This is a genomic window from Echinicola marina (assembly GCF_020463795.1).
GTDB lineage: Bacteria > Bacteroidota > Bacteroidia > Cytophagales > Cyclobacteriaceae > Echinicola > Echinicola marina.
Genome location: NZ_CP080025.1, coordinates 4562111 through 4576170 on the forward strand (window position 1 = coordinate 4562111; position 14060 = coordinate 4576170).

General features: G+C 38.3%; 11 protein-coding genes and 1 pseudogene. 1 reads left to right on the forward strand and 11 read right to left on the reverse strand.

What is annotated here, in order from left to right; translation table 11 throughout:
• Positions 1-127 precede the first annotated feature (127 nt).
• Positions 128-1780 (reverse strand): S8 family peptidase, encoded by a 1653-nt coding sequence (locus KZP23_RS18460; RefSeq protein WP_226333255.1) that lies wholly within the window; start codon positions 1778-1780, stop codon positions 128-130.
• The gene (locus tag KZP23_RS18465; RefSeq protein WP_226333256.1) at positions 1767-2444 is read right to left on the reverse strand and encodes a hypothetical protein; all 678 of its coding nucleotides are present in this window, start codon (positions 2442-2444) and stop codon (positions 1767-1769) included. Before KZP23_RS18465 ends, KZP23_RS18460 begins: the two co-directional genes overlap by 14 nt.
• A gap of 164 nt (positions 2445-2608) precedes the next feature.
• On the opposite strand from KZP23_RS18465, the gene trpF reads away from it, so the two are divergent.
• Entirely contained in the window at positions 2609-3235 is a 627-nt protein-coding gene (gene trpF, locus KZP23_RS18470; protein WP_226333257.1) for a phosphoribosylanthranilate isomerase, read from the forward strand.
• Between the two features lie 55 nt (positions 3236-3290).
• Here trpF and trmB read toward each other — a convergent pair.
• The 9 genes and pseudogenes from trmB to holA all read right to left on the reverse strand — a co-directional run.
• Positions 3291-3944: pseudogene (trmB, locus tag KZP23_RS18475) on the reverse strand (tRNA (guanosine(46)-N7)-methyltransferase TrmB); the annotation flags it as partial.
• Position 3945: 1 nt separating this feature from the next.
• Positions 3946-5238 carry a bifunctional folylpolyglutamate synthase/dihydrofolate synthase gene (locus tag KZP23_RS18480; protein WP_226333258.1) on the reverse strand — a complete coding sequence of 431 codons (1293 nt, stop codon included), beginning with the start codon at positions 5236-5238 and terminating at the stop codon, positions 3946-3948.
• 6 nt (positions 5239-5244) lie between these two features.
• Positions 5245-6213, reverse strand: coding sequence for an energy transducer TonB (locus tag KZP23_RS18485; RefSeq protein WP_226333259.1), 969 nt, complete (start codon positions 6211-6213; stop codon positions 5245-5247).
• 5 nt (positions 6214-6218) lie between these two features.
• A complete protein-coding gene (locus KZP23_RS18490; protein ID WP_226333260.1) occupies positions 6219-6611 on the reverse strand; it encodes an ExbD/TolR family protein in 393 nt (130 codons plus the stop codon).
• 1 nt (position 6612) lies between these two features.
• Positions 6613-7308: a MotA/TolQ/ExbB proton channel family protein gene (locus tag KZP23_RS18495; protein WP_226333261.1), complete on the reverse strand. Its 696-nt coding sequence runs from the start codon at positions 7306-7308 to the stop codon at positions 6613-6615.
• Between the two features lies 1 nt (position 7309).
• Entirely contained in the window at positions 7310-8134 is an 825-nt protein-coding gene (locus KZP23_RS18500; RefSeq protein WP_226333262.1) for an SPOR domain-containing protein, read from the reverse strand.
• 108 nt (positions 8135-8242) lie between these two features.
• Positions 8243-9925, reverse strand: a complete 1683-nt coding sequence (locus KZP23_RS18505; protein WP_226333263.1) for a TonB-dependent receptor — start codon at positions 9923-9925, stop codon at positions 8243-8245.
• A gap of 30 nt (positions 9926-9955) precedes the next feature.
• Positions 9956-12943, reverse strand: a complete 2988-nt coding sequence (locus KZP23_RS18510; protein WP_226333264.1) for a tetratricopeptide repeat protein — start codon at positions 12941-12943, stop codon at positions 9956-9958.
• Between the two features lie 15 nt (positions 12944-12958).
• Positions 12959-13981 carry a DNA polymerase III subunit delta gene (gene holA, locus KZP23_RS18515; RefSeq protein ID WP_226333265.1) on the reverse strand — a complete coding sequence of 341 codons (1023 nt, stop codon included), beginning with the start codon at positions 13979-13981 and terminating at the stop codon, positions 12959-12961.
• Positions 13982-14060 lie beyond the last annotated feature (79 nt).

Consider the following 14060-nt stretch of genomic DNA (forward strand, 5'->3'; position numbering starts at 1 on the left):
AAAATAAAATTTTATCAAAAACTAAACCCTCACCAACTTAGACATCTGCTAAGCTTTTATAAAATGACAAATTCCAGATTTTTACTTTAAAAAAGATTTCAGCTCTATTAAAAAGGTAGTCAATATATTACCTGATTAATATAGGATGCCTTTCGGAAGATATCCCTTCAATCAATTCTATGATATACAATCCCTTGTTCAATGAATTAATTTTCAATTCGTAGGGATCTTTATTGGAAGTTCGGGAAAGCATATCCTTGCTTATTACTTGACCACTCCCATTGATCAAAGTATAGGTACATTGGTCTTCATGACCGAATTTTATAAACAAATCCTTTCCTTCAAGCGGGTTTGGGTATATCTTGGTTTCATATATTTCAGGACTCAGTTCCACTTCCAAAATCTCACCGTAATAGGCCAATTCAAAATTGGGCACACCATAGCCCACTTCTGAATTAGGATCATTGGAATTACTTCCACTCATCAATAAATAATAAACCAATTCATCCTTCGTCCATTCTGGTCTTCCCTGCCAAATACCAGCGGCAAGTGCAGAAATCTGGGGGGCAGAAAAAGAAGTCCCGCTGGAAGTTGAGGTACCATTACTTCCTTTCCACAACCGAACTCCACTTCCCAAAGCCATTAAATCAGGTTTTATCCTGCCATCAGCTGTAGGCCCAATAGAACTGAAAGAGGAGCGGCTTAAATCCTGACTCACTGAACCAATCGCCAGCACTCCCTTACTATCAGCAGGAGCTGTAATGGTGGTTTCTGACCCACCACCTTCATTTCCTGCACTGGTTACTACCAATATCCCCTTCTTTGAAGCAATATTCGCTGCTTGTGTGATCACAGCGGTTTCGCCATCAAGATCCAATTTTGAATAATTCATCTCCGGGTCGTTGAAATAATTATAGCCCAATGAACTACTGATGATATCCGTCCCCAAACTATCAGCATACTCTGCGGCTCTGGCCCAATTGTATTCCTCTATCCTGTATTCAGAAGCAACATCCTCTGTTATACATAAAATATAATTGGCATCATAGGCTCCTGCCACCAGTGTATTCACATCATTAGCTGCAATCAATGATAAAGCGGAGGTACCATGCGTTTCACTCCTAAAAACATCACCTGAATGGGGAATCACAAAATCTTTAGTAGCCACAATCTTATCATCATCAAACAAATGCCTCATCCCATCTATGTCTGGGGTATTCAAAAATCCACCGTCAAAAACAGCAATGGTTATTCCCTCTCCAGTCAGTCCTTCCGCATGCATATCAGGCACACCTAAAATTCCGTTTTGAAAAGCATAATCATCTTCAGAACTCCCCTTGGTCCTGACCTTAATATTTACTGGAAGGTTTAAAATATTTGACCGGCCATTACTATTAGTTGAATAAAAATCCTTCGCTATTAATTCCACTCCATCCGCTACGACAAAATCCAGAGCCTTCAGATCTGCCACTTGATCCTCAGTCGCTATTACTACGGAAGCATTGAACCACTTGGAATTATAAATTACATCTTCAACGATCTCCTCAATCTTATCCACATATTTCTTGGCTACAGGCAAATCAGTACTATCAGCCAATATTCCTTCCCTAGACCTTCTGTCAAGTGCCTTTTGGGTCAAAAACTCTTCGGGTTTTTCTAGGCTATATACAGATTGCGGTTTGTATTTGTACTTTACAACATACCTATCCTGCCCAAAAGCCAATGAGGCAGACAGCAATATGCATGCAAGAACTAAAACTCTCCGTTTAATATTGACCATTGTTGATTAGTTTCAAATGTGTAATACGGCCTCCATCAATTAATTGTTCGCCTAGGCAGTCATTTCTGGAACAATATGTAAGGACTTCATAATATTTTTCTATCATTCCTACTCCTTTTGCATATACTTCATAGCGATTATCCCTAAATGTAATTTGGTCATCCTCCTCCTCTTGCAATACCTTGGCCACACTTTGATAAGTCTTATTGTTCAGTTCATAAGCACTCACCAATTCCAAATTAAACTCGTCTTTGGAAAGGTGATTATAGGCATTGGCATCCCAGCTGATCAAGTCTTTTGGAGGAAAAACCAGGGGAATATCCTTCACATTGTCTGAATAGCGCAAGAGGGATTGTTGGGTTAATTGCAGGGTATAAACACTCTCATTTACCCAATCAGCCTGATTGGTTGATTTCTCACGGTTTACCAAATAAATCAGATTACCTTCTACATCTATACTACTTTTGCTGATAATATCCCTGTAAAAAAAATTAGAAGATTCAATATCTGACTCACCAAAATATATCGTTTCCGTCACTTCATATACCCAAAACCTGTCTACGGCCAAAGGCATATAATCAAGTCCTAATTCCAATGGGGAAGGACTATCCTCCTGACAAGCAGCCAAAAACAATAGCAATAAATAGTGTAAAACTTTCTTCATTCAGTTTGCATAGGGAGTTTACAAAAATACATTTTTATCCCGAAAATTAGCAGACTTCAGTTTTCTAAATCCAAAGCTAGACTAGTATGCTATAGAAAAAGCCCCTTTTCTGATTATCTTTGAACCGAAATCAAGAAAACATCAACTGCTAAAACCTATTTGGAATGGCGCTTAAGACTTTTGTAAAAATAAGCACTGTCAATAATCTCAGTGATGCACGATATTGTGCGGGAATGTATGTGAATTTAATGGGCTTTAATCTGGAGGAAAATAATAAGAACTTCCTTTCTCCTGAAAAGTTCACAGAAATGACCAATTGGCTTTCTGGCTTGGAATATGTAGCCGAATTTGAAAACACACATCCTGACAAAATCCTGGAGACAGTAAAAAACTATGAAGGAATAAACTATATTCAAGTCGCTGAGGAACATCATCTACAGATGCTTTTAAACACTTCTTTTAGCATAATCTGGAACAAATGGGCTGAAACCTTGGATGAACTAAAAGAATTGGTTGCTAAAGCTCCAGGACTGAAAGAAAATCAGGTGACCTTGCTACTAGAATCATCCAACTTGAAGTTGAATAAAGAAACCATTGCATTGATCAAGGAGTTATCTGCAAAATGTGATGTTTTATTAGGTTTTGGACTTGAAGCAGAAAGCATTGATGAAACCATTGCAGCTACACAAGTAAAAGGAATAGCCATGAAAGGTGGAGATGAAATTAAGCCTGGCTTAAAAGACTTTGATGAATTAGCTGATATATTGGAATCATTGGAAATTGAATACTAAATATAAAAACAACAAAAAGGCCTCTGAATTGATTTTCAGAGGCCTTTTGATAATTAAACTTAAACTTCAGGTATTTGATTTTTTCACCTTTGGCACTGAACATGGCTTCATATCTCGTCTTTATCCCATGATGTTCATCCCTCATCTCAGAGCTGTAAAAATCATGCGTAAATTCCAAAATCTCTATATCCTCCCTTTCTTTCAGCAACTCTAGCGTATAATCAAATAAACCGGTATTATCTGTCTTGAAATTGATGATACCATCTTTTTTGATCATTGGTTTGTACAATTCCAAAAACCGTGGACTGGTCAAGCGCTTCTTCTCATCACCATCTCTTGGTCTTGGATCAGGGAAAGTAATCCACAACTCACTGATTTCCCCTTCCGAGAAAAACTTGTCCAAATGTTCGATTTGCGTTCTGAGAAAGGCCACATTCTCTAGTCCCTCAGCTATGGCTATGGTGCTGCCCTTCCAAATCCTGGACCCTTTTATATCTACTCCTATGAAGTTCCTCTCACGATAGTGTCTGGCAAATCCTACGGTAAACTCCCCTCTTCCACAGGCCAATTCAACCACTATAGGATGATCATTTTGAAACTGTTCCTTATTCCAGTTTCCCTTAATCTTTTCAAAAATCTCTTTGCCCTCCTGAACTACGTTTCGGTTCTCTTCATTGGCCTTAAACCTGGCAAGCTTATTTCTACCCATTTTATAAATTATCAATTTCCGCGACCACAAAGGTACTTCCTCCCACAAAAATTAAGTCCTTTTTATCCGCTTTTTTTATCGCTTCGGCCAATGCTTTATTAACATCTTTAATCACGGCACCTTTTAATCCCTGCCTTTCCGCCTGTTCTTTCAACTGTTCTGCCTCTAAAGCCCTGGGGATGTTAGCTTGACAAAAAGTATAATCCGCATCTTTTGGCAACAATTCAAGCACTTTTGTAATGTCCTTGTCATTGACCATACCTAGAATCATATGCAACTTGCGGAAATCCATTTCCAGTATTTGGGACACAATCATCCCAATCCCATCAACATTATGGCCAGTATCACAATAGACCAAAGGTGCTTCCTGCAATTTTTGGAACCTCCCTTTCAAGCCTGTAATTTTTGATGCATGAGCCAATCCCTTTTGGATATGTTTATCCCCTATTGCAAGGCCTTGGTCTCTCAATAGCTCTATACACATTAAAACTCCAGCTAGGTTTTTGGACTGATACCTGCCTAAAAGATCAATTGAAACAAAGCTTTTCCTATTATTATTAAAAACCTGATATTCGGATAATAAACCATCATTAATTAAACCTTTAAATGAAACGAAATAATTCTCATCCGCAAAATATATTGGGGACGAACGTTCATTGGCAATTTCTGAAAAAACAGGTTTGGTTTCTTCTTGGCTTTGACTGATTACAACTGGTATTTTGGACTTAATTATTCCTGCCTTTTCAACAGCAATTTGTTCTAAAGTATTTCCCAAAAACTGGGTATGGTCCAAGCCAATATTGGTAATTAAACAGAGTTCAGGTTGTAGGACATTGGTGCTGTCCAACCTACCTCCCATCCCTACTTCCACCACAGCATAATCCACCTTTTCATCAGCAAAATGTTTGAATGCCAAGCCCACAGTCATTTCAAAAAAGCTTGGCTTCAATTCATCCAAATATCCTTTATGTTCAGCAACAAATTCTACGACCTTATCAGTTGAAATTTCTTTCCCATTAATCTTGATCCTCTCCGTAAAAGACTTAAGATGTGGAGAAGTATAAAGCCCTACTTTATACCCTGACTCCTGTAATACCGCAGCAATGGCATGAGAAGAACTTCCCTTGCCATTGGTTCCAGCCACATGTATAGATTTGAATTTATTTTGGGGATTTCCCAAATGTTCACAAAGCTTTATGGTATTGCTTAGATCTTTCTTAAAGGCTGCTGCACCAATTCGCTGGAACATGGGCAAGGCATTGAACAGATAGTCCAACGTTTCCTGATAATTCATGTTCTATTAATCTACTTTGATAATAAAGGTAATTTTCCCTTCAGAATATTCAGCGGTTGGGTTGCCGCTTTTTCTTTTAAAATTAAGCTTATTGACCACGCCTCTATAATAGGCCAATACTTCATTGGTCACATTATATTCCAAAGGTATGGCTTGGGCAATGCGACCATTATCATCTACTACTATTTTAAAAACTATTCTACCACTTCTGTTAGAAACCCTGTCCTGAATATTAGGCTTGCTGGCAAAATCCCAGCCTGCTAGGTCCAAATTATAACCAGATCCATTTCCTGCATTACCTCCGCCTGACTGCAAAATGGAACGACCGTCAATGGTCCCTTCAGGATTTCCCTCATCACCTTTTTGAGTAGAATTTCCTTGATTACTTCCTGCTGAAGCTTGAGTACTGGTCCCTTTGTTTCCTGCTGCGCCAAAAATAGCCCTTTGATCAATCTTAGGCTTTTCTTCTACCTTCTCCTCAATCTTTTCTTCAACTTTCTCTTCGTTCTTTTCAACCGGTTCGGTAACAGGCTTAGTACTTTCTTCCGGCTTATTGGTTTCCTTAACCGCCTCAGTAGTCTTCTCAGCCCCCTTTAATGGACTTGCCACATTTGATTTGGTTTCAAGGCTGCTTTTAGATTCAGAAGGCTTGGGCTTAGTAGCAGGTTCAGGCTGTGGCTGTACCGCTGGTTGAATAGGCTCTGTTACCTGCTCCACAGGATTTCCCGGTGCGGGACTATCAGTATTGATTTCTGTACTTTCAGAAGGCGGAGTATCTGTTTGTTCATTACCACTTCCAGTATCGGTAAATCCAAGGTTCAATTCAAGCCCAAATTGGGCCATAGGGGGCACAGGCGGTCTCCAGACCACAATAAAGTAAATAGCCACCAAGACCAGTACATTAACTATAATGGTAATAATGGTAGCTTTCTTTTTACTGTCCAGCTCTTCCTTATTGATACCCTCTACTTCCATTCTTATTATTTGTAAGGTTTAGTAGCAATGGAAACATTAGCTTCCAATAATGCCGCTATACCTCCTATTTCAACCAGGTATTCCACAGGTACTTCCTTGTCAATATGCAAAACAACCTGTCCATCCTTACCTTTTAATAACTTGGTTAATTCACTTTTAATTTCCTCACGACTGATAATTTTGTCGTTAACGGAATATTTCAAGTCTTTGGTAACAGTAACAGTTACTTCCTGCATCACAATATCTGATGCCTCACTACTTGGTAGGTTTACAGGCAATCCTGAAGGGGTGATAAAGGAAGAAGTAAGCATAAAGAAGATCAACAACAGAAATATAATATCTGTCATAGAAGACATACTAAACGCCGCATCTACCTTATGTTTGGATTGTAGTGCCATATTATTTTTTGTCCTGCAATAAATCCATAAATTCCACAGTAGTATATTCCATATTGTGGATCAATTTCGATACTCTTGTTACTAGATAGTTATAGCCTAAATAGGCAATAATACCGACCACCAAACCAGTTGCAGTGGTAATCATGGCCTCATAAATACCTGTCGAAAGCAATTTAGGAGAAACCATTCCTTCTTCTTGGGCCACACCTATAAACGCCCTGATCATCCCTGCCACGGTACCCAAGAAACCAATCATAGGCGCAGCACCAGATACAGTAGCCAATAAGCTGAGGTTTTTCTCCAGCTTATATATCTCTATCTTACCAACATTTTCGATGGCCACTTCTATATTTTTGAGCGGGCTTCCTATCCTATCCAAGCCTTTGGCAATCATATTGGCCACAGGAGTATCTTCTCCCTGACAAATCATTTTTGCCCCACCAATATCACCGGTCTGTACCATCATCTTCACTTGATCTACCATTCCCTTAGGTGTCTGGGCTGCCTTTTTCAAGGTAATCAACCTTTCCACAAAAATAAATATTGCCAAAACAAATAAAGCATATAAGGGCAACATCATATAGCCCCCTTTAATCATCAAATCCATTAGGCCAATACTTTCAGTACTGCTTTCCATCACGGAAAGGGAATCCGCAACCAACGAATCATTGGTTGATAAAGTCTGTAGTAATATCATATTAGTATTTAAAAACCCATAAAGTTTCTTCAAAATTGGCCTGTTCTTCGTTGATCAGGGCCGTGGCATCTACCACATTGTCAAAATCCGCTATGGCCAACTTATAAAACGATGAACCATAGCCTGGTTGTATAATATAGGTGTTATATCCTTTTGTGTTTAATCTGTCTGAAAAGTCCTTTGCCAAATCCCCATCGATGAATGCACCAACCGTAACCAAATACCTTGGGCTGTCACCCTTTTCACTGATTCGTGTGAGACTCGGTGCTTCAGGTGCTGATTCAACCGGATCCGCAGGAACTTCTTCTACAACTTCTTCTTCTACATTTTCCGGTTCGCTTGGACTAATTGGTTCGGCATCTTGAGTTAAATAAGATTCAACATCTTTACTATCTCCATCACCTGTGAAATAATAAATTGAATAACCAATTACACCCAACAAGAAAATAAGTAAAATGATTATCCAGGCCCTGCTACCACTCTTTTCTTCCTTTTCTTCAGAGATTGATTTACTTGTTCCAGCACTGGTGGCAGCAACCGGAACTGCCTCATTTTTCTCTTCTTTAGGCTCAGGTTTTTCTTCTTTAGCTTCCACCTTTTCCTTTTGGGAGCTTGTCACTGGAATTGCAGCAGGAGGAGTTTCCTTCTCCTTCTCTACAGGTTCCGTGGTTTGCTCCTTTTCTATTTTCTTCTCTGGAACTGGCGTTACTTTAGGCTCAGGTTGCTCTTCTTCGCTAGAAATAGGAGTGATTTTAATTTCTGGCAAACCAAAATCCTTATCCTCTTCTTTTCTTTTTGAATGTTTATCCTGATCCTTTTTAGCCATTATATTCTTTTTTATCGGTGGATTAAATTGCTAAGCTAAGATAAAACCTGCAATTACTCAATAAAGCCATAAGTAATAATTACGCTTAAATATTTGCTTTAAATCAACCTAAAACTTAAAGGTCAAACCACCAATCCCTTGAATTCCACGGGATTGATAATTCCAATATCTTTCATTTTTTTGGTTCAATAAATTATTGCCATGGGCAAACACGGAAAACCTATCAGTGATTTTATAATCTACCTTAGCATTTAAATCAATGATCGGGCTAAGCGTATCTATATTATCAGCTCCAGTGAAGTTAATCACGTCGATCCCACCCATCATATCCAATCCAGCTTGTATTAACCACTTGTCATCTGGTGTGAACGTATTATGCACATTGATTTCCCACTTTGGCTTTTGCCATGCTCCTGTTTCGAAATCTGTATTTTCATCATCCTCAAACATATAATGATAATAATTGGCAGAAGCATTGATTTGATATTGACTTCCAAAACTATATCCGAGTGAACCGGTATAGTTTAATACCTGGGTATCATCATAAACGATTTGGAACCTAGTGCTATCATTCATACTGTTTCCGTAGAAGTGCATATTTTCATAATCGCCATAGGCTACTCCCAACTTATAAGTGAAAGCATCTTCAACACTACCTCTGATTCCCCCCTCAGCCTTAAATTTCTGTATGGTATTTAACAGCTGCTCGCTTGGTCCCAAATAGGGATTTTCCAAAGCAAAACCATAATAAGTATTTCTCTTTACATCACCTATATAACTTGCATACAAGGCAAATTCCTCTTGGAGATTATAACTCGCTTCAATGCTTGGAAAAATATGAAAATCATTGCCTTTATCCGCATAAACATCATTCTCTACTACCAAATTAGCTCCAGCTTTAACTTCAAAACTCTCGTTTTGATATTTCACATAAGGCGAGAATTTCACATAATTCCTATTTATATCTGAATAGGTAATATCTGAAGGAGAAGTTAAAAAGGCTGCTAGATCAACTCCTGCCTTAGTTTCATCATTGAAATTATAATAGGTTTTTCCAGAAAAATTAATTTCATGCTCCCTAGCATCATAGTCATCATTGAAAAGCCTTGCTCCCAATTTCAACTCATAGTTAACTGGATCATCCTTTTCAATATTCCTAATTCCTGCTTGACCATAAATTGTATGAAACAATTGTTGAATTTCATCTGCAATAACCTCTGTGCCTGGTGTGTATCCATAAAAATGGTACCTGTCCCTATCATAGCCTAATTTACCGAACACCTCGAAAAATTCAGAAAAGTAACTTGCACTTAAACGGAAATTGGTATGATCCTCTGCTGAGTTTTCCTTATCTACTGGCCCTTCATAAAATCCCAGATGTTTTAAGAAAAGACCAAAATTGAGATAATCACTTTCTACATTATTAATATGAAGTTCCGCCAAAGGTGACTGGTAATTTCCATAACCCAATTTTACCAAACCATGATTGAGGGCTTGAGTAGTAGAAGAAAATCTTTTTTGATAAGGCTTCAATTCAGAAATGCTCGGATCCAAAGTGAAAAAGAAATCCCTCACATCATAATTGAAGTTACCTTGTCCCTCTGGCTGTGGCAAATTAGGTGCGCTTTCAAAATTCCTTGGCCTTGTGGGCAAATTCAAAATACGATCCTTTCTAATGACAAATTCCGCATTGGTAACCTCACCGCGTTCATTGCCCTTATTCTCTTGGGCAAAGCTCAAAGAGGCAGTACCAATCAACAATAAACATATAATAATCAATGATTTATTCATCTCTATTTCAATAGTTTGTTCAAGCAAAAATTATTGAATCGTAACTAATAATTCTTGGGCTTCTTTCTTAATTTCCTCATTTTCAGAATTCTCAACAATAGACTCCAAGGTGGCCTTTGCTTGGAAATTCTCATTCAAGGCAAGGTAATTTTGGGCCAATAGTAAGAAGCATTTACCATACCAATAATCATAGACCGCATATTTATTTGAAAAGCTAAATATGGTTTCATTGGATTGGGTATAATTTTCTGCATCTTTCAATGATGAAGCCAATAAATAAAGGGCCTCAGCTCCTTGGATTGATTCACTTTCATTGATCAGCGCCATTAATTCATCCTGCGCACCTGCTGTATTGCCCGTTTTGATCAGGGATTTAGCTTTGATCAACTGAGCATTGGCTTGGGCATCTGTGGTGATATCCCCCAAGGCAATGACTTTGTCTGCAAAGAAACTAGCTGAATCAAAATTGCTAATCTCATAATATGCCGTCATCAGTCCTTTGAAAGCTTCATATTCTTCAATCCTGTCCCTGGCCACCTTTGCACTGCTTAAGAAATAAGGTATTGCTTTTCTATATTGCTTATTCTCAAGCTCAATCTCCGCAATTTTTTGAATGGCCTTGGATCTATGGCTTGAAGCTCCCATTTTTTCCAAATCATAGAAAGTTACCAAAGCTTTTTCCTTTTGACCTGAACGATAATAGGCATCTCCCATAAAGAAATAAGCTTCCTGTTTATTCCCAGAATTAGGATAGGCTTTCAAATAGTTATCAAAGGCTTGGATGGCCTGCTGATAAGACTGGCTAAAAAACAGGTTCTTTGCAGATTCAAACTCTACACTTTGTAAGCTTTCATTACTTGGATTGGCTTTCTTGTATTCAGACAGGTAATTGGAAAATTCTCCAGAGCGTCCCTGAAGCGTAAGTGCCTCCTGCAAACCGACCAAAGCTGCGTCAGCATTACTTGAGTTAGGATATTTGTTCAATATTCTTTGATAATCATTAATGGTTTGATCATAATTCTTCAATGAATAATTGGCTATCGCCCTGCCTTCCAAAGCAAAAGGTACAAATGGGCTATTGGGACTCTGATCGATCAAGGCAGAAAAACCATTTCTGGCTGCTTGGTAATTGGACTCTTCCATATTGATCTGGGCTTTCTGGAAAATTACATCATCCCTATATAGACTATTAGGGTATTTACTGATGGCCTTGTCCAATTCTGCAATGGCCTCTCTATTTCTGTTTTGGAAATTAAGCACCACACCGGCCATGTAATAAGCATAATCTTCGGATTTGTTCCTCTCAGTGATGGCCCTTCTAAATGTATTCAAGGCATCGTCAAATTTCTTCTGAATATAATAAGTGTCACCTAATCTGATCAGCGCATCATCATAATATCCATTGATATCAGTTTTCTTAATTTGCCTGATATAATTATTGAATTGCTTTTCTGCCTTAGCATATTGTTTGGTATTAAAATACGCATAACCCAAACCATAATAACTTCTGATCAATGCCGGATCCAGTGAAGTCAAACGCATATTGACTACCTGCTCATAAGACTTGATGGCCTGATTCAGATTACCATCTGCAGCATAAGCCTCCGCCTTCCAATAAAAAGCCTCATGAACAATAGTTTTGTCTATAGGATAGTTAATGGACTTATCAAAATAGGTAATGGCATTTTTATATTGCTTGTTTCTATAATAAGTCACACCTTGAAAATAGGTCACCTTCTGATAGGCCGCTCGAATCCTCGGTGACTTATCCTGCATCCCTTCTATATGGCTAATGGCCCTCAAATAATTATTGGTATTGATCAAGGCATCACTTAACAAGTTTTCTGCTTCGGCCCTATTGGCCCCCCTTGGATATTGATTTAAATAATTATCCAAAGCATTTACTGCTTCCTGAAAACTGCCTTTTTCCAAGCTTAGCTTAGCATAGTTGAATAACGATTCCTCTTGTATGGCGGCATCATAGGTACTTTTATAAGCCGCATTAAAACTTGTAGAGGCAAATTGTGGATTGTTTAACTTCAAATAGGAATGTCCCAAATAATAACTCGAAACTTGCCCCAACCGGTCTTTTTCCAGAGCCACCTTCTTAAAATAATTTGTCGCTTCCTGATATTTCTGTACTTTGAATTGTGCGACCCCGGCCTTGTACATTTGCTCACGGCTCATCTCTCCTCCTCCAGCTTTTGTAAAAGCGTCATAATAGGTCGCTGCATTGGTAAAATCCCTTCTTTCAAAATAGGCTTCTGCCATTAAAAGATAAATTCCGCCTTTACGGTCAAGGTTGTTCCTGGATTGAGTTATTGGTGTGGCATAAGCAATCAGCTCATCATATTGCTTTTGTCTGTAATAAAGCTCAGAAAGCATATAAGGCACTTTGCTTTGATAGACTTGATACCTGTCTGCTTGTTTAAAATCCGCAATGGCCTGATCATATTTTCCCTGCTGAAGGGCTACATAACCTCCATAGTAATATCCATCAGCAGTATAGGAAGTCTGCATCTTCTTAACCGGATCAAAATACCTTGCCGCATTGGCATAATCTTTCAGCTGAAAATAAGCGTACCCTGTCTTGAAATAAACCTTGGAGCGCTCTTCCAAACTGATCACATCGACATTGACCTTATTATAATGTCCAATCGCATCCTTATAATGACGCTTTTCAAAATAATAATCACCCAGTAAAAACGCCGCTTCATTGGCTTTGGGGTCAGTGGGATAATTGTTGGTGATGTTTTCTACAAGAGATGGGCCATCCGGATTGTCTGTTCTCAAAGCTGACACAGCGTGGTAATAGTCTACATCAATACGCTGTGAAGGGCTTAAATCTTCATCTTTTAGGTTTTCAAACTCCAGTTTTGAAGCACTGTATTGGTGTTTATCAAAAAGCTCAAAGGCATCATCTATCTTCTTGTCAATACCTGATTGGTATAAGCTTGATTGGGCATTGACCTGATAAATACAGCCGGTGGTCAGCAATAATAGTAATGTCTTTCTCATGGTAAAGTTCGCAAACTAATGCATCAATTTGAATATGAGTTCTTTAAGAATTTCCGCCTCACTCATTCCATTGGCATCGATACCCTTAGAACGTAAATCCGCTTCTTTCAAATATCCTATATTATCAATAACCTTGCCTATTGGATAGTTTTTCGAAGCAATCATATATTCTTTCATAAAAAAAGGATTGACTTTTAGCTTACCTGCCAGCTCCCTTTCTCCTAGTTTCCTATTGGAATGCACCAATAACAGCCTGGAAAAATGCAGGTATAAAAGGGCTATTATAGGAATCAATGGGTTTGACTTAGGGTTTTGACTAAAATGGTTAATGATCTTATTGGCCTTCAATACATCCCTAAAACTCAAAGCTTTGGTCAGCTCAAAATTATTATAATCCTTGTTGATCCCGATATATTGTTGGATATGATTACTGTTGATCTGAATAGGTTCACTAAAATTGATCAACATCTTGTCTATCTCATTGGTCAACACTTCGAGATTGTTACCAATAGATTCAGCAATGATCTGACAGGCCTTTGGTTCTATGGTAAAATCCTTACTTTTCAGATAGCCATCTATCCAAGGCGATAGTTTGTATTCAGGGACCTTATCAGATTTTACCAAGACTGCTTTCTTATCCAAATCCTTGGCTAGGGCTTTCCTTCCATCCAATACCTTGTATTTGTGCGCAAACACCAATATGGTACTTGGCAAAGGATTGGACAAATAATTGATCAGTAGACTGTCACCTGCTTCCTTTCCTAAGTCTGGTAAGTTTTGTGCCTCTTTGACGATGACTACTTGGCGTTCTGCCATCATGGGAAACCGTCTGGCATTGGTCAACACTTGGTTCATGCTAGCATCCTTACCATACATCATGATTTGGTTAAATCCCTTTTCATGTTCTGGAATAGCGTGCTTTTCAATATAATTGGTAATCTGATCTATAAAATAAGGCTCGTCTCCCTGTAAAAAATAAACGGGAGCATATTTCCCGCTTTTCAACTCCTTTAAAACTGCTTCAGGTTGGTTTGGCATAATTCTATATTTCTACTCAAATATAAAAATTATTGGCATGATAGAAATAATATACAGCCATTATACTATGATATTTAAC